Origin of the sequence: Spongiactinospora sp. TRM90649 (genome assembly GCF_029382225.1) — a bacterium.
In the GTDB taxonomy this organism is placed as follows: domain Bacteria; phylum Actinomycetota; class Actinomycetes; order Streptosporangiales; family Streptosporangiaceae; genus Spongiactinospora.
On sequence record NZ_JARLTC010000020.1, the window covers coordinates 159,580 to 179,610 of the forward strand.

17 protein-coding genes are annotated in these 20,031 nt (G+C 73.9%); 12 read left to right on the plus strand and 5 right to left on the minus strand.

Going from position 1 to position 20,031, the window contains the following annotated elements; all coding sequences use genetic code 11:
• Window positions 1-105: 105 nt before the first annotated feature.
• From P3X83_RS23535 to P3X83_RS23565, 7 genes are read left to right on the plus strand one after another with little or no spacing between them, the layout of a single operon-like run.
• Window positions 106-4,998: a hypothetical protein gene (locus P3X83_RS23535; RefSeq protein WP_277307342.1), complete on the plus strand. Its 4,893-nt coding sequence runs from the start codon at window positions 106-108 to the stop codon at window positions 4,996-4,998.
• On the plus strand, window positions 4,998-6,221 hold the full coding sequence (locus P3X83_RS23540; RefSeq protein WP_277307343.1) for a multicopper oxidase domain-containing protein: 1,224 nt from the start codon (window positions 4,998-5,000) through the stop codon (window positions 6,219-6,221). The genes P3X83_RS23535 and P3X83_RS23540 overlap by 1 nt, the downstream gene beginning before the upstream one ends.
• Complete coding sequence (locus tag P3X83_RS23545; protein WP_277307344.1) at window positions 6,214-7,902, plus strand: multicopper oxidase domain-containing protein; 1,689 nt, start codon at window positions 6,214-6,216, stop codon at window positions 7,900-7,902. The genes P3X83_RS23540 and P3X83_RS23545 overlap by 8 nt, the downstream gene beginning before the upstream one ends.
• Window positions 7,903-7,909: 7 nt before the next feature.
• On the plus strand, window positions 7,910-8,818 hold the full coding sequence (locus P3X83_RS23550) for a multicopper oxidase domain-containing protein (protein WP_277307345.1): 909 nt from the start codon (window positions 7,910-7,912) through the stop codon (window positions 8,816-8,818).
• Window positions 8,815-9,294: a hypothetical protein gene (locus tag P3X83_RS23555; protein WP_277307346.1), complete on the plus strand. Its 480-nt coding sequence runs from the start codon at window positions 8,815-8,817 to the stop codon at window positions 9,292-9,294. The genes P3X83_RS23550 and P3X83_RS23555 overlap by 4 nt, the downstream gene beginning before the upstream one ends.
• Entirely contained in the window at window positions 9,278-10,585 is a 1,308-nt protein-coding gene (locus tag P3X83_RS23560; protein WP_277307347.1) for a S8 family serine peptidase, read from the plus strand. The genes P3X83_RS23555 and P3X83_RS23560 overlap by 17 nt, the downstream gene beginning before the upstream one ends.
• 25 nt (window positions 10,586-10,610) lie before the next feature.
• Window positions 10,611-11,513 (plus strand): threonine/serine dehydratase, encoded by a 903-nt coding sequence (locus tag P3X83_RS23565; protein ID WP_277307348.1) that lies wholly within the window; start codon window positions 10,611-10,613, stop codon window positions 11,511-11,513.
• A gap of 6 nt (window positions 11,514-11,519) precedes the next feature.
• Here P3X83_RS23565 and P3X83_RS23570 read toward each other — a convergent pair whose 3' ends face one another.
• Both P3X83_RS23570 and P3X83_RS23575 read right to left on the minus strand, forming a co-directional pair.
• Complete coding sequence (locus P3X83_RS23570; protein WP_277307349.1) at window positions 11,520-12,191, minus strand: response regulator transcription factor; 672 nt, start codon at window positions 12,189-12,191, stop codon at window positions 11,520-11,522.
• Window positions 12,188-13,354, minus strand: coding sequence for a sensor histidine kinase (locus P3X83_RS23575; protein ID WP_277307350.1), 1,167 nt, complete (start codon window positions 13,352-13,354; stop codon window positions 12,188-12,190). The genes P3X83_RS23570 and P3X83_RS23575 overlap by 4 nt, the downstream gene beginning before the upstream one ends.
• Window positions 13,355-13,532: 178 nt before the next feature.
• Here P3X83_RS23575 and P3X83_RS23580 point away from each other — a divergent pair, with 178 nt between their 5' ends.
• The 5 genes from P3X83_RS23580 (at window position 13,533) to P3X83_RS23600 (ending at window position 17,849) form a co-directional block, all read left to right on the plus strand.
• Complete coding sequence (locus P3X83_RS23580) at window positions 13,533-13,943, plus strand: hypothetical protein (protein ID WP_277307351.1); 411 nt, start codon at window positions 13,533-13,535, stop codon at window positions 13,941-13,943.
• Window positions 13,910-15,466 (plus strand): multicopper oxidase domain-containing protein, encoded by a 1,557-nt coding sequence (locus tag P3X83_RS23585; protein ID WP_277307352.1) that lies wholly within the window; start codon window positions 13,910-13,912, stop codon window positions 15,464-15,466. The genes P3X83_RS23580 and P3X83_RS23585 overlap by 34 nt, the downstream gene beginning before the upstream one ends.
• A gap of 137 nt (window positions 15,467-15,603) precedes the next feature.
• Window positions 15,604-15,933: an NlpC/P60 family protein gene (locus P3X83_RS23590; protein ID WP_277307353.1), complete on the plus strand. Its 330-nt coding sequence runs from the start codon at window positions 15,604-15,606 to the stop codon at window positions 15,931-15,933.
• Window positions 15,934-16,164: 231 nt separating this feature from the next.
• A complete protein-coding gene (locus tag P3X83_RS23595; protein ID WP_277307354.1) occupies window positions 16,165-16,674 on the plus strand; it encodes a hypothetical protein in 510 nt (169 codons plus the stop codon).
• Window positions 16,668-17,849 (plus strand): S8/S53 family peptidase, encoded by a 1,182-nt coding sequence (locus P3X83_RS23600; RefSeq protein WP_277307355.1) that lies wholly within the window; start codon window positions 16,668-16,670, stop codon window positions 17,847-17,849. The genes P3X83_RS23595 and P3X83_RS23600 overlap by 7 nt, the downstream gene beginning before the upstream one ends.
• Here the strand turns inward: P3X83_RS23600 and P3X83_RS23605 are convergent.
• The 3 genes from P3X83_RS23605 to P3X83_RS23615 all read right to left on the minus strand — a co-directional run bounded on the left by P3X83_RS23605 (window position 17,846) and on the right by P3X83_RS23615 (window position 20,015).
• On the minus strand, window positions 17,846-18,277 hold the full coding sequence (locus tag P3X83_RS23605) for a hypothetical protein (protein WP_277307356.1): 432 nt from the start codon (window positions 18,275-18,277) through the stop codon (window positions 17,846-17,848). The two genes, P3X83_RS23600 and P3X83_RS23605, sit on opposite strands and share 4 nt — an antisense overlap.
• Window positions 18,278-18,375: 98 nt before the next feature.
• Complete coding sequence (locus tag P3X83_RS23610) at window positions 18,376-18,981, minus strand: response regulator transcription factor (RefSeq protein WP_277307357.1); 606 nt, start codon at window positions 18,979-18,981, stop codon at window positions 18,376-18,378.
• On the minus strand, window positions 18,978-20,015 hold the full coding sequence (locus P3X83_RS23615) for a histidine kinase (RefSeq protein WP_277307358.1): 1,038 nt from the start codon (window positions 20,013-20,015) through the stop codon (window positions 18,978-18,980). Before P3X83_RS23615 ends, P3X83_RS23610 begins: the two co-directional genes overlap by 4 nt.
• Window positions 20,016-20,031: the final 16 nt, after the last annotated feature.

Here is a 20,031-nt window from a genome sequence, read left to right on the forward strand (position 1 = left end):
TGCGCACCCGGCCGAATCACCGGCCGAGCCGGCAGATGACAGTCAGATGACAGGCCTGTCATGATGCGTGGCCGACCCCCGGCCCCCGGCCGGATGATCCTGCGCATGCGAGGTCGAAGGATACGCCGCACGTCCCGCACCGCGCTGTGGGCGGCGGTGTTCGCGTTGCTCGCGGGCCTGCTGCCCGCCGTCGTCGAACTCCCGGCCGCCGCCGAGCGGCGGTCCGGGACCGGGGCCGGGTCGATCACGGTCGAGGCCCGGGATCTGACCACCGGGTCGGTGCTGCCGGAGTTCCAGTTCCTGGTGAACCAGGACAACACCCGGCTGCCCAAGGACCCCGACCCGGCCCTGCGGACCGGCCTGGCCGCCACCGAGAGCCACAGCGCCCTCGTGGCCAGGGGAGACCAGGACTCGCCGTCGCTCACACTCCCCGACGGCCGGTACCTCATCTCGATCCGGGCCAAGGGCCACAAGATGTGGGGACGGCACATCACCCTGCCCAGGGACGCGGGCACGGTGCGGATCGACATGTCGGAGGCGAGCGAGGCCAAGCCGCTGCCGCTGGGCAAGATCCGGGTCTTCGTCTTCAACGACGATCAGTGGACCAACAGCGCCCCCGACGTGGGCGAGGCCGGCCTCGAAGGGTTCCAGATCACCCTTGAGGAGCAGACCAACAGCCAGGTCACCGTGGACTACCACAACCGGCCGCTGTGCGGGGGCGTCTGCCGCACGGCCGCCGACGGGTTCGTCCAGGTGGACGACCTGGGGCCGGCCACCTACTTCGTGTACGTGACGCCGCCCGACAAGTGCGGTCCCGGCGGCACCGGAGAGTGGCTGCAGACCACCACCTTCGACGGCGGGTTCGGCGTGCAGGCCGGTGTCGAGGAGGGCAGCGACGGCACCGGCGCGCCCGGCGAGGCCCTGTGGGAGCCCCCGGACCGGCGCACCGGCTACTGGTTCGGGTTCGTCTGCTCGGCCACCGGCTTCGCGAACCCGGGCACCGGCACGATCGAGGGCACCGCCAGGAACTGGAAGGCGTGGCCGCCGTTCGAGGTGCTCACCACGGCCGAGCCGGTCGGGCGGCCCTACGTCGCGCTGACCGACACCTCCAACGACACCACGGTGCACGTCGGCCGGGGCGACGAGGACGGCGGCTTCAGCATCCCGCGCGTCCCCGCGGGGTCGTACATCCTGTCGATCTGGGACGAACAGCTCGCCCACATCATCCGCTTCCTGCCGGTGACGGTCGGCAGGGGGCAACGGGTGCGGCTCGGCGACGTCGGCGTGTCCCGCTGGTTCGGCTGGCTGTCCGGCCACGTCTACCAGGACGGCGGGCTCTCCTCGAACGGCGCTCCGCTGCCCCCCGGCAGCAAGGGCAATGGCATACGCGACTGCGCGGACCTCGCCGACGAGGCGAGCTGCGAGCCGCCCATCCCGAACACCGACGTGGACCAGCGCTGGCGGGACGGCTCGATCAAGGAGACCACGTTCACCGACCCGCACGGCCGCTACGAGTACACGCTGGCCGAGGGCGGCCCGCTGGGCAAGTGGTTCATCGGCGAGGTGGGCTTCTCCCGCTTCGGCACCACCGGCGCGTCCGTCCGCGACGAGTACGACCCGGCCAAGGTCACCCGCGTGCCGTCCGATGTGGGCGGCGGCCTGCTCACCAACCAGCTTCTCGTGGAGGGCCACCGGGGCGAGGTGGACTGGGGCAAGTACCAGTACGCGCCCGACGAGACCGGCCAGATCGTCGGCATCGCCTACCTGGCCACCACCCGCAACGAGTTCGACGCCAGGCTGCAGGCCCACGAGAACTACGAGCCGGGGATCCCGGGCGTGACCGTGCGGCTGGAGGGGCTCGGCCCGGACGGGAAGCCCAACACCGCCGACGACCAGGTGCTCAACGAGTACGTCACCGACCGCTGGCGGGCGTCGGCGGGCTGCGACGTGCGCGACAAGGACGGCACGGACGTCAGCGCCGAGCTGAACCCCATGATCGGCCCGCACTGCGTCGAGGTGCCCGCCACCGGCGTCGAGACCAGGGACGCCGCCTTCGACGGCGGCTACGCCTTCGCCGACCACTGCCCGCCCGCCACCGGCGGCTTCGGCCACCGCGACGAGGACGGCGAGACCGTGTGCGCGGACGGCAGCGCCCCCGTCCCGCTCACCGCCGGCACCTACATCACCCACGTCCTGATGCCCACCGCTCAGGGCGACACTCGGCCGTGCAACCCGGCGGGCGAGAAGTTCGTGAGCGGCACCGGTGGCACCGGCTGCCTGTACCGGCCGGTGCGCGAGGAGGACGTCAACGTCGATCTCGGCGCGCAGTTCCCGCCCGCGCTCCCGCCTCCCGCGTGCACGGGCGACCAGCACGTCATCGACCAGTCCACGCTGACCCCGCGCAGTCCCTACCACGGGGTGGAGCCCAGTCCGCAGCGCCCGCTGTGCGACAAGCGGCTGGTCGTGCTGCAGAGGCGGCAGAACGCCAACGCCGACTTCTTCCTGATGAGCGACTTCAAGAACGGCCCCGACGTGTCGCCGCCCGGCCGGATCGTCGGCCTGGTCGCCGACGACCTGCGGTTCGAACCGGACAACAAGTCGCTGTGGTACGGCGAGGAGCGTCCGCTCAGCGACATTCCGGTCGGGATCCGCGACTACAACTGGCGGCTGATCACCACCGTCTCGACCAGCGAGCACGGCGCGTACGAGGCGCTGCTGCCCTCGACGGAGACCTACAACTGCCCGATCCCGCAGGGGCCGTGCCCGGGGATGTACGTGGTGGTGGTCAACGACCCGGGGGACAAGAGCGCCCCGAACCCCAACTACGACCCCGACTACCTGACCGCCGCCCTCGCCTGGGACGTCTGGCCGGGCCTGACCACCCAGCTCGACACCCCGCTCGACCCGATCTCCGGCGTGGCCTGCGAGCTGCCGCCGAACACCCCGGAGCTGCTCCAGGTGAGCAGGCCGTACACCAGCGCCGGTGACTCCGCCGCGACGCGGGAGATCACCGTCCAGGGCGACTTCTTCGGCGCGGCCCCGGGCTCGGTCACCCTCACCGACCGCGCGCCCGGCCAGACGCGCACCCTCACCCGGGCCAACGGCGGCATCCTGAGCTGGGAGGACCGGCGGATCGTGATCCGGGTTCCGGCGGTGGGCGGTGGCGCCGCGGCGATCCGGCCAGGGGCCAAGCAGCTCGCGATCCGCAACGCGGCGGGCCTGTCCACGCCCAACGGGCTGACCTTCCACGTGCGCGGCGACGCGGGGGGCGTGGACTACCGGCCGCCCGTGGTGGACGTGGCCCCGCCGAGCACGCCGGGCGCGATCCAGCGCGCGATCGACGCGGCCGAGCCGGGCAGCCTGCTGGTGCTCAAGGCGGGCGTCTACCACGAGAACGCGCTGCTGTGGAAGCCACTGATCCTGCAGGGGCTCGGCCCCGGCGGCATCGTGGGCGCCAGGGAGGCGGGCACCCGTCCACCGGAGGACCCGCGTTACGCGATCGGCGGCAGCGTGATCGACGGGCGCTTCTTCCACGACAACCGGCCGGTCTGGGACGCGGCGCTGCGCACCGCGGGTGCGCTGGCCGGGGTCGACGACGACCATCCCGTCCTTGAGGGTGCGGGCATCACCGTCGTCGCCAAGACCGCGACCGCCTATCCGACCGGCCAGCGGGCCGCCAGGATCGACGGCCTGGCCGTCACCACCGCCCAGGGACAGGGCGCGGGCGGGATCCAGCTCCAGGCCCACGCCCGGGGCATGCAGATCACCAACAACGTGTTCGAGAACGACGGCGGCCTGTTCGCCGGGGCGATCGGGCTCGGCCAGCCGTACTTCGACGCCCACAACACCGGCGTGCGGATCTCGGCCAACCGGGTCATCGGCAGCGGCGGGCTGGCCCGCGCGGGCGGCATCGGCGTCTTCCGCGGCTCCGATGACTACGAGATCGCCGGCAACGTGGTGTGCGGGAACTACGGCTCCGAGTACGGCGGCGGCATCTCGCACTGGGGCCTGTCGCCGGGCGGCGCCGTCCACGACAACCGGGTCTACTACAACGAGTCGTTCGACTCCGGCGCCGGGATCACCGTCGCGCAGGAGTTCCCCCGCCCGCGCCCGGACGGCACGACGCCGCTCGGCGACGGCACCGGCCCCGTCGACCTGGACCGCAACCTGATCGAGGCCAACTTCTCCGGCGACGACGGAGGCGGGTTGTTCGTGGAGAACGCCCAGAAGTCCAGGATCAACATCCGGAACAACATGATCGTGGACAACGGCGCGGCCGACCTGGGCGGCGCGCTGCTGCTGGACGACTCGGCCAACGTGGCCGTGGTCGGCAACACGGTGACCGCCAACGTGTCCACGGCCTCCTGCGAGACCTGCGCCGACGTGCCGCACTCCGCCGGGCTCGCCACCGAGGCCAACGACCCGCTCTTCCAGGAGACGCTCCCGCCGGGCGCGCCGCGCTTCTCCGATCCGGTGGCGCTGTTCGGCAACGTCTTCTGGCAGAACCAGGCGTACACGCTGAGCACCAAGGGGCCGGGCGCGACGCTGGTGTCACGCGGGTTCATCGACATGGAGGTGCACGGCACCGGCGACCCCGCCGACACCTTCACCCCCCGGTACTCCATGCTCACCAACGGGCAGATCAGGGGACCGGACGGCGGTGACCATCCGTTGCCGGGCGGGCAGGGCAACATCGTCGGGCAGAACCCGGGGTTCGTCCTGCCGTACACGTTGCGGCTAGCCGTGGCGGGCTCGCGACTGGACCCGCAGGCGGCCACCGTCACGATCACCGGGCAGGACCCGCCGGTCGGGCTGACCGGGAACTACCATCTGACGCCGGGCTCTCCGGCGATCAACCGAGGGCCGCTGTACTCCAACTACCCGGCGCCGCCGGGGTCGGGGACGGTGTTCGCCTCACTGGTCGACATCGACGGTCAGATCCGGGTGCCGCTGCCGCTGCCCACCCCGATCGACCTCGGCGCGGACGAGGCGCGGTGATGGGCGGTGACCGGCGGCCGGGCCGCAGGAGCGTGCTGCGGGCCGGAGCGCTCGCGGTGGGATTCGCCGTCGGCGGGCAGGCGCTCGCTCCAGCCGCCGGGGCGGCCCGCGCCGCGACCAGGGTGGCGCTGGCGGGGACCGACGGGCACATGGTCCTGCCCGGCCGGGAGCCGCTCTACGTGTTCGGATTCGCCAGGGCGCCCGTGGGCGCGTCCGCCGGCGAGGTGATCGCCGCGCTGAAGGGCCGGGCGCAGCACGTGGCGCCGATCATCGAGGCCCGCCAGGACGACGACCTCTACCTCACGCTCACCAACGCGGGCCTGGTCATGCGCCCCGACCTGGCCGACTCCCACACCATCCACTGGCACGGGTTCCGGCTGCCGCCCGTGTTGTTCGACGGCGTGCCCGAGATGTCGGTCTCGGTGCCGATCGAGCGGCAGCTCACCTACTTCTACCGCCCGCACGACCCGGGCACGTACATGTACCACTGCCACTTCGAGGACGTCGAGCACGTGCAGATGGGCATGGCCGGGATCGTGTTCGTCCGGCCCGCCCAGGACGGCGACGCCGCCCTCGACCCGCTGCGCCGCACCACCACGTACGCCTACAACGACGGCGACGGCTCCACCGCCTACGACCGGCACTTCGCGATCCTGCTCAATGAGATCGAGGAGCGCATGCACGACGCGGACGAGCAGATCCAGGAGTTCATCCCCACCGACTACGAACCCACCTACTTCACCCTCAACGGCCGGGTCTACCCGCAGACCGTGCTGCCCAACGACCACCCGTCGCTGCCGCGCCAGCCGGTGTCGTCGCTGATCCAGCTCAACCCCGGCGACCGGGCGCTGCTGCGGCTGGCCAACCTCGGCTACCGCCAGCACGCGATGCAGCTCCCCGGGATCGAGTTGAAGGTCGTCGGCGAGGACGCCACCCTGCGCCGCGCCCAGTCGGGGGCCGACACCTCCTACCGCACGGGCACCCTCTACCTCGGCCCGGGTGAGGCGCGGGACGTGCTGTTCACCGCGCCGCCGTTCGACCCGGCCGCGCCCGCGACCCAGGACGCCAGGGGCGTCTGCAACGTCTACCTGTTCAAGAACCGCGACTTCCGGAGGCTGGGCAACCCGGGGTCCACCGGGCTCGGCGGCATGGCGACGGAAGTGCGCGTCTACCGGGGCTCGCCGCTGCCGCCCCAGACCGTCGTGGGAGAGACCTATGCGTAGGGCCGTCGTGGCGCTGATCGCGCTCGTTCCCTTCCTGACGCCCGTCGCGCCGGCGGCGGCGCGGGCCGTCCCCCGGCTGGGGATGGTCTGCACGCAGGGCCCGGAGTTCGACCTGACCGCCGACGCGGGCCACATCGAGACGCCGGACGGCAGCAGCGTGCTGATGTGGAGCTACCGCCCCACGGACGGCGACTTCCAGAGCCCCGGCCCGGTGCTTTGCGTGGAGCAGGGCGACCAGGTGACCATCCGCCTGCGCAACGAGCTGCCCGAGCCGGTGTCCATCGTGCTGCCGGGGCAGTCGGGCGTGCGGGGCGCCGGCGCGGAAGGGCTGCTCGCCCGCGAGGCCCCGCCCGGCGGCGAGGCCGTCTACACCTTCACCGCCTCCCAGCCGGGCACCTACCTCTACGAGAGCGGCACCGACCCGGCCAAGCAGATCGAGATGGGCCTGGCAGGGGCGCTGGTGGTGCGCCCGGCCGGGCACCCCGACCAGGTCTACGACGAGGCCACCAGGTTCGACCCCGCGAGGGAGTACCTGCTGGTGCTGGGCGCGATCGACCCCGACCTGCACCACGCGGTGGAGACCGGCGGTGGCTTCGACCTCGACCGCCGCAGGGCCCGCTACTTCTCGATCAACGGCAGGCAGTTCCCGGACACCATCCACGACAACGGGGCGCCGTGGCTGCCCGCCCAGCCGTACGGGTCGCTGGTGCGCGTCCGGCCGTACGACGCGGCGAGCAACCCGCTGCCCGCGCTGATCAGGGTGATCAACGCCGACGTGGACAACCACCCGTTCCACCCGCACGGCAACCACGTGCGGCAGGTCGGCAAGGACGGCAGGCCGCTGCGCACCCCGGCAGGCGCGGACGCCTCCGGCGAGCACTTCGCCCGCACGCTCGGCGCGGGCCAGACCGAGGACTACCTGTTCACCTGGCGCGACCGGGACGGCTGGGACCCCGGCCGCAACCCGCTGCCCGCCTCCGTCGCCGCGCCTGACTACCGCAAGCTGTTCTTCAGCGACGGCAACACCTGGTACAGCGGCAGCGCCTACCTCGGGGCCACCGGCACCCTGCCGATCGGCACGGCCTCGCAGAACCTGTGCGGCGAGTGGTACTTCCCCTGGCACAGCCACGCGCTGCACGAGTTCGCCAACTACGACGCGAGTTTCGGCGGGATGGCCACGCTGTTGCGGGTGGACCCGGCGAACGGCTGCGCCGCGACGCCCGCCGTCCTGACCTCCCTCGGCGGGACGGCGGGCACCGGTGCCGCGGACGCATTGGGGGCCATCGACGGCGCCTACTACGAGGCCACCGGCACCGGGGGCACCGACTGGCAGGCCGGGTTCGCCGGCGTGCCGTCCGGCGCGGGCGGGCTCACCATCACCTACACGGGGCGGAACTCGCTGTCCGCGCTCACGACCACGCTGTGGATCTGGAAGTGGTCCACCCGCGAGTGGGTACGGCTCGGCGAGACGGCCGCCTCCGTGACCACGGACGTCACGCTGACCCGCAAGCCGCAGGACGCCGCCGCCTTCGTCGGGACCGGCGCGGACCGGGGCAAGGTCCGCGTTCGGGTGCTCACCGAGGGCACCGAGGGCAGCGGGAGCAGCGGGAGCAGCGGGAGCACCGCCTCCCCGGTCGTCACCAGGGCCGACCTCCTCCGACTCACCTACGACGCACCGTGAGGGCCTGATGCGAGCGTTCCTCCTTCCCTTCCTGATCGCGACGGCCCTCGCCGCACAGCTCGTCCCCGCGCACTCATCCGTCCGTGCCGCGGACGTCTCCATCGACCTCTGCGTCACGGCCGGGACTTTGCCGCTGCCGGGAGCCGCGAACGCGGATGTCTGGGGGTTCAGCCGGTCGGACGGCGAGTGCGCGGGGGCGGCCCCCTCGGTCCCCGGTCCTGTGCTCACCGTGGACCAGGGGGACGCGGTCTCCCTGACCATCCGCAACACGCTGGCGACGCCGGTGACCCTGGAGATCCCCGGGATCGCCGTGCGGGGCGGGCCGCGGATCACCGCGCCGGGCGGCGGCACGGCCACCGCGACCTTCACCGCCGCCGCGCCCGGCACCTACCTGTACCAGGGCGTGGAGCGCCAGCTCCCGATGGGTCTGTACGGCGCGCTGGTCGTGCGCCCGCCCACCCCTGGCCGCGCCTACGAGCAGGCGTCCACGGCCTACGACCGTGAGGCCGTGCTGGTGCTGTCGGCCGTCGATCCGGCGTTCAACGCGGCCCCGGCGACCGCTGATCTGTCCGGATACGCGCCCACCCACTGGCTGATCAACGGGAAGGCATACCCGGAGACCGCGCCCGTGCGCGGCGGCGCACCCGGCTCGCGGCTGCTGGTGCGCTACCTCAACGCCGGGTTCGACCACACGTCGATGCGCCTGCTCGGCGCGTACGCGCGGGTCCTCGCACGGGACGCGTTCCCGCTGGCCGCCCCCTTCGACGCGACGTCCGAGACGATCGCGGCCGGGGCCACCGAGGACGTGCTGATCACCATGCCGGACGGCCGGCTCGCCCTCTACAACCGGCAGCTCCACCTCGCCAACGGCGGCACGGCGCCGGGCGGCATGATGACCTTCGTCGAGCCGTCGTGATCCGCCCCGCCCGCGCGGCCGTGGCAGCCGCGCTCGTGCTGGGGGTGCCCTCGGCGCTGCCCGCGTTCCCCGTGCCGGCGGCGGCCCCGATCCGGGCGGCGCCGGCGGCGGGGCCGGGGGCGGTGCTCGCGCGTCCCGTGGTCGAGGCGGGGGAACTGCCGGACCGGGTCGGGGTGCGGATCGTGCGGGTCGCCGTCAGCGGTGACGGCGGGCTGGTCGATCTGCGGTTCCGGGTCGTGGACATCGCGCGGGCGCACGGTGGCGTGCACGATCCGGCGAGGCCGCCCGCGCTGGTCGAAGAGGCCACCGGGGTCGTGGTCAAGGACATGCTGATGGGGCACCAGCACACCGGGACCTTCCAGCGGGAGGCCACCTACTACCTGGTGTTCAACAACCCGGGCAACCGGCTGCGGCGGGGGAGCAGGGTGAGCGTGCTGCTGGGGAACGCGCGGGTGCGCGGTGTCACGGTTTCGTAGCGGGGGCGGGCGGTGGGCGCTGGCCGCGCTCTGCCTGCTCGCGCCCGCCGTCCGGCCGCAGGTCCCGGCGGAGCGGGCCGTCATCGTGCTGCTGAAGGACCAGCCGGACCCGCGCGGCCTGGCCGGGTACGGCGGGGCGGCGGCCGAGCGCGCGCTGCGGTCCCACGCGGAGCGGGCGCAGCGGGACCTGCTGCGGCTGCTCGCCGCGCGGCGGGCGCGTGCCGTCGAGCCGCTGTGGATCCTGAACGGGCTGGCGGTCACGGCCGGGCCGTCCGTGCTCGCCGAGCTGGCCGCCCGCCAGGACGTCGGCGCGATCGTGCCGGAGCGCGTGGTGCGCGCGCCCGCCCTGGCGGCAGGGGTGGCAGAGGCCCCGCCCGAGCCCGGCGTGGCGCTGACCGGCGCGCCCGAGCTGTGGCGGCTCGGGCCACGCGGGCGGGGCGCGGTCGTCGCCGCGCTCGACACCGGCGTGGACGCCTCCCACCCGGACCTGGCGAGCCGCTACCGGGGCCGCCCGCACGACTGGTACGACGCCACCGGACGGCACCCGTCGGGGCCGATCGACGTCAGCGGCCACGGGACGGCCGTGATGGGCGTGATGGTCGCGGGCGAGCACGGCGGCACCGCCGTCGGCATGGCCCCGGAGGCCGTCTGGATCGCCGCGCGGATCTTCAATGAGCGCGGGATCGCCACCTCGGCCGGCATCCTGCGGGCCATGCAGTGGGCGCTCGACCCGGACGGCGACCCCGCCACCCCCGACCGGCCCGACGTGCTGAACAATTCCTGGACCGCCTCCGTCACCGGCTGCCTGCCGGAGTTCGGCCTCGCCCTGCGGACCCTGCGGGCCGCCGGGATCCTCCCCGTGTTCGCCGCGGGCAACCAAGGCCCGGACCCCGGCAGCGTCCGCGCGCCCGCCGACGACCCCTCGGCCTTCGCCGTGGGCGCGGCCGACCACGCCGACCGGATCGACGAGGCCAGCGGGCGCGGCCCCTCCCCGTGCACCGGCGATGTGGCCCCGCGTCTGGTCGCGCCGGGGGTGAACGTCCGCACGACCGACCTGTACGGGGACTACGTCATCGCCTCGGGCACCTCGCTGGCCGCCCCGCACGTGTCGGGGGCGGTCGCGCTGCTGCGCGGCGCCTTCCCCGGCCTGGGCCCCGGCACCCTGGTCACCGCGCTCGAACAGGGCGCCGCGCCGCTGGGACCGCCCGGCCCCGACGACGACGGAGGCCACGGACGGCTCGACGTCGCCGCCGCCTATCGATGGCTCGGAGGCGAAGGGCGGGTGCGGTGAGCGGCGATCTCCTAGAGTGGGGATCATGTTGGCTGAGATCGAGCGAGCCGCCGATCGGATCGGGCCGGCCGTGCTGCGTACCCCCCTCGTCCGTGCCGGGGACCTGTGGCTGAAGGCGGAGAGCCTGCAGCGGGTGGGGTCGTTCAAGATCCGGGGGGCGACCAACGCGGTCATGGCGTTGCGCCCGCGCGGTGTCGTCACCCACTCGTCGGGCAACCACGGGCAGGCCCTCGCCTACGCGGCGCGGGAGGCGGGAATCGAGTGCGTGGTCGTCGTGCCGGAGGGCACCCCGTCCGTGAAGATGGAGGCGATCAAGGCGTGGGGGGCCGAGCTGGCCGTGGTCCCGCGCGGTGACCGGCACTCCGCCGCCGCCGAGGTGGCCGCCGGGCGCGACCTCACCCTGATCCCGCCGTACGACCATCCGCTGGTGGTCGCGGGCCAGGGCACGATCGGCCTGGAGATCCTGCGCGACCTGCCCGACGTCGAGGTGGTGCTGGTACCGGTCAGCGGCGGCGGGCTCGCGTCCGGCATAGCCGCCGCCGTCAAGTCGCTCGCCTCCGGGGTGAAGGTGCTGGGGGTGGAGCCGGAGCTGGCCGCCGACACGGCCGAGAGCCTGGCGGTGGGCCACCTGGTGCGGTGGGACGACGAACGCCGGTTCCGCACCATCGCCGACGGCCTGCGCGCCGAGCCGTCCGAGCTGACCTTCGGCCTGCTGCGCGACCACCTGGACGGCATGCTCACGGTGACCGAGGACGAGATCCGGGCGGCGATGCGCCACCTGGCGCGCCGCGCCCGGTTGGTCGCCGAGCCCAGCGGCGCGGTGGCGACGGCGGCCTACCTGTCGGGACGCGCCCCGCGCGGGCGCACGGTGGCCGTGGTGTCGGGCGGGAACGTCGATCCCGCCCTGTTCAGCGAGGTCCTCGCCTGATCGGGGTCACGACGCCCCGCCCGGCCCCGGCGTGACCAGCCCCGACTCGTAGGCGTGCACCACGAGCTGGGCGCGGTCGCGCGCCCCCAGCTTGGTCATCGACCGGCTCACGTGGGTCTTGGCGGTGGCGTAGCTGATCACCAGGTGCGCGGCGATCTCGTCGTTCGACATGCCGGAGGCCACCAGCCGGACCACCTCGCGCTCGCGCTGGGTGAGCCGGTCCATGGCGGGGGAGGCCACCGGGCGCGGCGGGGTGGAGACGTACTCCTCGATCAGCCGCCGGGTCACGGCGGGCGACAGCAGCGCGTCGCCTCGCGCCGCCACCCGGACCGAGCGCAGCAGGTCCTCGGGCTCGATGTCCTTGAGCAGGAACCCGCACGCCCCGGCTCGCAGCGCGGCGAACACGTACTCGTCCAGCGCGTAGTTGGTGAGGATCACCACCCGCAGGTCGTTCAGCGCGGGGTCGGCCACGATCCGCCGGGTGGCGGCGATGCCGTCCAGCAGCGGCATCCGCACGTCGAGCAGCGCCACGTCGGGGGCGGTCTCGCGGGCCCGCTCGATCGCCGCGGCGCCGTCGCCCGCCTCGGCCACCACCTCGATGTCGGGCTCGGAGTCGAGCAGCGCGCGGAACCCGGCGCGGATCAGCGGCTGGTCGTCGGCCAGCAGCACCCTGATCACGCGGAGGCCCCGGTCAGCGAGCCGACGCGAGACGGGCCGCCGAGGGGCAGTTCCGCCCGCACGGTGAAGCCGCCGCCGGGGACGGGCTCCGCCGTGAGCGTGCCCCCGGCGGCCACGGCCCGCTCGCGCATCCCGATCAGGCCCATCCCGCCGCCCGTCACCTGGACGGCCTCGCCGGTGCCCGAGTCGTCCACCCGCAGCACGAGGGTGTCGTCGCGGTAGTCGGTGGTCACCGTCACGCCGGTGCTCCCGGCGTGCCGCAGCACGTTGGTCAGCGCCTCCTGCAGGATGCGGTACGCGGCGCGGTCCAGGGCGGGCGGCAGCGGCCTGGGCGTGCCGTGCTCGCGGGCCGTCACGGTGAGCCCGGCCGACTCGGCCCGCGCCAGCAGGCGGGGCAGCGCGGACATGCCCGCCGCCGGGCCGTCCGGGTCGGCCTGCCGCAGCACGCCGAGCGTGGCGCGCAGCTCCCGCATGGCCTCCCGGCCCGACTCCCTGATCGCGTCCAGCGCTTCGCGGGTGCGCGCCGGGTCGCGGTCGATGAGGTGCGCGGCCACGCCCGCCTGCACGTTGACGACGGAGATGCTGTGGGTGAGCGCGTCGTGCAGCTCCTGGGCGATCCACAGGCGCTCGTCGGCCGCGCGCCGCAGCGCCGCCTCCTCCTTGGTGCGCTCGGCCTCGGCGAGCCGCCGCTCGACCTCCCGCAGGTAGGCCCGCCGGTTGCGGACCACCTCGCCGATCACCACCATCGCCACCAGCCAGCCGCTGAGCAGGTTGAAGCCGTCGCCGGGCGCGGGATCGGCGGAGTCCAGCGCGATCAGGCCGTAGACGCCTGCGGCCATGGCCAGGGCCAGCGCGATCGCCTGGCGGCGCCGCCCGAGGGTGGCCACGGTGTAGATCGAGATCAGCGCGGGGGCGGCGGCGAAGACCCCGGGGTAGAAGGCCGCGTAGTAGCCGACGCCGCAGGCGATCGCGACGACCCCCGCCGCGAACGGGGTCCTGCGCCGCAGCGTGAGGGCCAGCGAGGCGAGCGTGATCAGCAACAGCCCGGCCGTGTCCAGCGGCCGCTCGGCGTGACCCGAGTACGACAGGCCCGCGTAGGTGCCCCCGACGATCCCGCTCAGGGTGACGACGGCCAGGATCGCGTCGGCCTTCAATCCGGTCATGCCTGTCACGCTAGACGATGGCCCTGGGCGCGCCGACCTGCGGGAAGTGGACTCGGGACGTACTCCCCGGGGAGTACGCGCGGCCTGCGCGGCCTCCGCGTACGCCCGGGGGAGTACGCCGGAGGCCGCCTCCACGGCGGACGACCGGACGGGGGCGTCCCGCCCAGCATGGACGCCCATGAAGGCAGTGAACCCTCTCCGCCCGCCGGGCGCACGGCGGCCCCGGCTCGCCTGGTCGTTGCGCGTGCTCGTCACCACCCACCTGGCCGGGGTGCTCGCCCAGGCCGCGCTGGCCGGGATGTTCGTCACCGGCGACGTGGGCATGCTGGCCGCTCACCGGGACAACGCGGTGGTCACCCACGTGCTCACGTTCTCGATGACGGTCGCCGCCGTGCTCGTGTGGCGTCCGGCGCGCGGCCCGGCCTGGCCCGCCTGGACGGGCGGCGGGCTGATCGTCGCGGAGAACGTCCAGATCGTGCTCGGGCAGGAGAGGATCCTCGGCCTGCACATGCCGCTCGGCATGCTGATCTTCGGGGTGTCGGCGGTGCTGACCGTGTGGGCCTGGCGCTGGACCGGGGCGGCGCGGTGATCGGGCGCAGGCGTTTCCTGGCCGCCACGGGGCTGACCGGGCTCGCGGCGCTCACCGGGTGCGGCCCGCTGACCGCCGAGGTGGCGGGCCTGCCCCTGCCCAGCGCGCTGCCGCCGCCCCGGCCGTTCGCGGTGCCGCTGCCGATCCCGCCGGTCGCCCGCCCGGTGCGGCCCGGCCACTACGAGGTCACCCAGCGGGCCGCCAAGGTGGAGATCGTCCCCGGGACGACCACCGAGATCTGGGGATTCGACGGGCACTTCCCCGGCCCGACCTTCGACCTGCGGCGGGGCGAGGCCGCCACGGTCAGAGTCCGCAACGAGCTGCCCGTGCCCACCTCGACGCACCTGCACGGCGGGGTCACCCCGCCGGACTCCGACGGATACCCGACCGACCTGGTGGTGCCCGTCGGGCGGACCCTGCCGCGCGGCGCCCACCACGGCATGGGCGGGCCGGTCGAGCCCACCGCCCACCCCGGGGCCAAGGACTACCGCTATCCGGTGGAGCAGCGGGCGGCCACGCTCTGGTACCACGACCACCGGATGGACTTCACCGGCCCGCAGGTGTGGCGGGGGCTGGCCGGGTTCGCGCTGATCCGCGACGACGAGGACGACGCGCTGCCGCTGCCGCGCGGGGATCGCGACATCCCGCTGATGATCTGCGACCGGTCGTTCGAGGAGGACGGCTCGTTCGCCTACCCGTCGCTGGATCCGACCCTGGTCGGCGAGCCGGGGGTGCGCGGGGCGTACATGGCGGGCGTCGAGGGCGACGTGATCCTGGTCAACGGCGCTCCCTGGCCGGTGTGCGAGGTGGTGGGCGCGCGCCACCGGCTGCGGCTGCTCAACGCCTCCAACGCCCGCCGCTACCGGCTGGAGCTGCGCCCCGGCGGCCGGTTCGTGCAGGTCGGCGGCGACCTCGGGCTGCTGGCCGCGCCGGTGGCCCACGACGCGCTGGTCATCTCGCCCGGCGAGCGGTTCGACGTGGTCGTGGACTTCTCCGCCTACCGGCCGGGCACCGAGGTGACGCTGGTCAACACGCTGGGGGACGGCCCGGCGCGGAACGTGCTGCGGTTCCGCGTCACGCGGGCGGTGCGCGACGACGCCCGGGTGCCGCGCCGGCTGGCGTCCGTGCGCCCGGCCGAGCGGGCGGCGGCGGTCACGACCAGGGTCTTCGACTTCCGCCGCTCGGGCCAAGGACCGGCCTCGGCCTGGACGGTGAACGGCGTGCCGTACCGGCCGGGGCGCACCCTGGCCAGGCCCCGCCTGGGAACGGCGGAGGTGTGGCGGTTCGCGAGCGACTTCCACCATCCGGTGCACGTGCACCTGGCGCACTTCCAGGTGCTCTCGCGCGGCGGACGCCCGCCCCGCGCGAGCGACGCCGGGTGGAAGGACACCGTGGACGTCAGGCCCTACGAGGTGGTGGAGGCGCTGGTGCGCTTCGAGGGCCACCGGGGCCGGTACATGACGCACTGCCACAACCTGGAGCACGAGGACATGGCGATGATGGCGGACTTCGAGGTGGTCTGAGGGCGCGTGTTCATCAATGAGCAGATTCCGGATGGTCGATACGTGATCCCCCAGGCTGATGGCCCACCGGCCTGACCAACGCGCAGGGGAGTCGGTTACGTGCCACCCTTCGACATCCAGTACGAGGCGCTCGACCGGTGCCGGGGCGCGATGGGCAACCGGGCCAAGGACTTCGGCGAGCCGGCGGGCGACGCACGTCGGCTCGCTCCGCGCGCGGCCATTCCGAGAAGCGGCCCGGCCGGATCAAGATCGGCGACACCACGGCGGACGGCTACCAGAAGAGCGGCAGGCCGATCATCGGCCCGCCCCGGCCGGGCGACATCGTGTTCTTCGGCCGGCCGCCCACCCACTGCGGCATCTACGTCGGCGACGGCAAGATGATCAATGCCCCGCACTCCGGGGCGGTCGTCAGAGTGGACGAGATCGGCGGACGGCGCGGGGCCATCACCTATCGCCGCTTCGACTAAGGCGAAATCAGTTCTATTCGTCCGGGCCCGCCGCTAGATTCTCCTTTCATGGAAAAGAGATGGAAGCTCTGGTCGGCGGCGGGAGCGCTGGCCATATCCGGAGCGTCAGCGCTCGGGTACGGCGGGCTGGAGATCCGCCGAGAGTTACAACGTCCGCCGACCGAGGCGGAAAAGGCCGCCGCGGCGGCCCGGGAAACGGCCGTTCGCTGGCGCACCCGTCCAGTGGAGGCATTGTTCCCGGCCACCGTCCGATATGAGGACGAGAAGCGCGAGGCGGGTGTCCGGGTGGGCATCGCCCCCGCCGCGAGCTGCGCGAAGGCGCTGGACAAGAAGGTGGCCAAGGCGCTCGCCGCGCACGACTGCCAGACCGTGCTGCGGGCTACGTACACCGACGCCTCGCGCGCCGTGACGACGACATTCGGAATCGCGGTCTTCCCGATGGAAACGGCCGGCGGCGCCGACAGCGCGTTGGCCGCATTGCCGTACAGCGGGGTACGGGCCGCCGCCTTTCCCGGGACCGCGACGGCCTGGTTCAAAGATTCCGCGCGGCGATATCACTCGTATCGGAAATTCGCCAACTACCTTGTTTTCGCCACGTCCGGATATTCGGACGGCCGCCCGGCCGGAGGTATCGACAGGCCGGATCTCCTGCGTTTCCACAACCACGCCGTGACGATTCTGGGCGAGCGGCTGCGCGAGCGCGTCGAGCCCTGCACGGTCACGGGGGTGGTCGAATGCTGAGCCGGGTGCTCGTCTCCGCCGCCGTGCTGGTCCTGCCGTTCGGGCTCACGCCCCCGGCCGCCGCCGAGGATGTGCTGTCGCGGCTGGAGCGCGACCTGCGGGCCGCGCACAAGATCGCCAAGGGTAAGGGCGTGACGATCGCCATCCTGTCGGACGGCGTGGACCCGAAACTGTCCGAGGTGTCCGGCCGGCTGAAGATCGGCCCGGATCTGGTGAAGCGCAAGGAGAACGGTCAGCGGCGGGGCACCCTGCTGGCCTCCTTGATCGCCGGGCGCGGGTCCGCCGAGGGGACCGCCATCAAGGGCATCGCCCCCTCCGCCAGGATCCTCTCGGTGCGGACGGTGCCGACCGACTTCCGGGCATACCGCAAGCTCGTCCGCACGGATCACATGGACAAGAGCATCAAGGGGATCATCGCCGCCGCCGACCGGGGCGCCGACGTCATCCTCGCCACCGACGGAAGAGGGCATCGCGGCACCCGCACCACCGAGCTGGCCGACGCCGTCGCGTACGCGAGGGCCAAGGGCGCGGTGGTGGTGATGGACGCGACGCGGCTCTACGACGACGCCGACACCATGATGGACGCGAAGCTGATCGCCTACCCGGCCGGGGCCCCCGGTGTGATCGGCGTCGGCGCCGTCGACCGCAAGGGCAGGTGGGTCGCGAAGGACACCGGCCGCAACTCCACGGTCCAGGTCAGCGCGCCGTCCACCCGGGTCCGCGTCACCGGCGACGGCGGGCAGGGGTGGCGCATGTGGGGGCAGAACGTCGCCGCCGCCTGGGTGGCGGGCACGGTGGCGCTGATCAAGGAGCGGCATCCGGACATGTCGCCCGCCGTCGTCACCCGGGCGCTGACGGCGACCACCAGGGGAGCCCCGAAGGGCGGCTACGACATCGACGTCGGCCACGGCGTGATCAACCCGGCGGGGGCGCTGCGCGAGGCCGAGCGGCTGTCCGGCCTGAAGCAGACCGCCGTGCCCGGTGAGCACGCCCTGCGTGCCGACGCCCGAGCCGGCGGCGCTCCGGGCGGCCCCATCAGGGCGGTGGTGCGGGACCGCGACCTGCTCACGCGCAACGGCGGGATCGCCCTCGCGGGCGTCCTGCTCCTCGGTGCGGCGATCGTCCTGGTGCTGCGCGGACGCCGCCGGAAGGAACCCCGCATGGAGATCGTCTAGAGCGGCACCACGTCGATGAACACCACCCGCTCCAGCAGGTCGGCCGCCCCCGCCGGCACGGCGACCGAACGGGCCGCGCGGGTCGTACAGCCGCTCGGCCAGCTCGGTGTAGACCGCGCGGTGCCCCAACGGGTAGAGCATCCCCCTGCGCAGCACCCGCACCCGCCGAGCGCGCTCAGCTCCAGCCGCGTGGCGAGCGGCGGGTCGAGGGCGGCGGCCTCGGCGATCCTGGCCCGCGCGAACCGGTCGAGCGGGAGGCCCCCCCAAGGATCCTCCCGCTCGGCCAGATCACCCGGCGCCGGGCGCAGCGGGAACGGCTCACCCCGTACCCGGGTGCGCCACAGCCCGACGTCGCCCGAGGGCGACACGAGCGGCGGCACGCGGTGTTCCGCATCGTCCTGCCGTACGAGCAGATAATCCGGTGTCACCCGTCCACCCCTCTCGCGGGACAAGTCTCGGCGGGGGCGGCGGGGCGGCACATGAGTACGCCCCTACTCAGGCGCGTGAGCAGGGGCGGGAGCGGGTGCTAGAGCCAGCCGTTGGCGCGGGCCAGGCCGACGGCCTCGATGCGGTTGCGGGTGCCGGTCTTGCCGATGCAGGACGACAGGTGGTTGCGCACGGTGCTCTCCGACAGGTGCAGGCGGCGGGCCATGTCGGCGGCGGTCGCGCCGTCGGCGGCGGCGGCCAGGACCTCGCGCTCGCGGCGGGTGAGCGGGTTCGGTCCAGCGCTCAGCGCGGTGGCGGCCAGGGCCGCGTCGATGACGGTGTCACCGGCCAGGACCTGGCGGATCGCCGCCGCCAGGTTCTCCACCGGGCCGTCCTTGACCACGAACCCCCGCGCCCCGGCCTCCAGGGCCCGCCGCAGGTAGCCGGGCCTGCCGAAGGTCGTCACGATCAGCACCGCGCACCCGGGGAGGACATCGCGCAGCGCGGCCGTGGCGTCGATCCCGTTCGTGCCGGGTAGCTCGATGTCGAGCAGCGCCACGTCGGGCCGTACGCGCAGCGCGGCGGGGACGATCTCGTCGCCCGACCCGACCTGGGCGACCACCTCAAGGTCGTCTTCCAGGTCGAGCAGGATGGCCAGCGCCCCGCGCAGCATGCCCTGGTCCTCGGCGATCAGCACGCGCGTCATCGGCCCGCCCCCGCCGGCACGCGCGCTTCGAGCAGGAAGCCCGGATCGAGGTCCGCAGTGGACAGCGTCCCCCCCGAGTCGGCCAGCCGTTCGCGCAGGCCGTGCAGCCCGCTCGCGTTCTCCGCGGGGGCGGAGCGCGCCCCGCGGCCGTCGTCGCTGATCTCGGCCACCACTGGGTCGGCGTCGCGGCGGACGGTGATCCGGCAGTGCCGCGCTCCCGAGTGCCGCACCACGTTGGTCACCCCTTCCCGGACGACCCACCCGAGCAGCAGGTCGGTCTCGGCGGACAGCGCGGGACCGGTCTCGGTGACCTCGCAGCCGATTCCGGCGGCGGAAAGGGCCGACCTGGCCCGGTCGAGCTCGGAGGCGAGCCCGGAGTCGCGGTATCCGGCGACGGCCTGGCGGACTTCGAGCAGCGCCTCCCGTCCGATGGTCTCGATGTCGGCGGCGTGGCCCACCGCGGCCCCGGTGTCACGGGGGGCGAGCCGCCGGACGGCCTCGGCCTTGACCACGATCACGGAGAGCGTGTGGCCGAGCAGGTCGTGCAGGTCTCTGGAGAACCGGGCCCGCTCGGCCGCGACGGCGGCGCGGGCCAGTTCCTGGCGGGTGCGGGCCAGCTCGCCGATCACGTCGCCGAGGCGGCGGAAGCCGTACACGCTGGCTCCGGCGAGCAGGGTGGGCAGCGCCCCGCCCCACAGCGCCCCCTCGACGGCGTCGCCGCGCACCAGCGCCATGCCCCCGGCGGCCAGCACCGTGACCGCGATCGCGGCGGGCGCCCAGCGGGACCGGACGACGAGCCCGGCGGCGACCGCGACCAGCAGGTAGAGCGTGAACCACTCCGTCGGCGCGAAGGTCGCGGTGGCGGCCAGCGTGACCGCCGCCAGTACGGCGGTCAGCGCCTCGCCCCCGAGCGGCCGGGGCGCGACCAGGACGATGGCCGCGAAGAGCGCGGCCACGACCGCGAGCGTGCCCCAGGCGAGCGCGGGGGAGCCCGCCTTCCCGATGGTCACGACGGGGGAGATGAGCAACAGCACGCCAACCGGGAGAGCC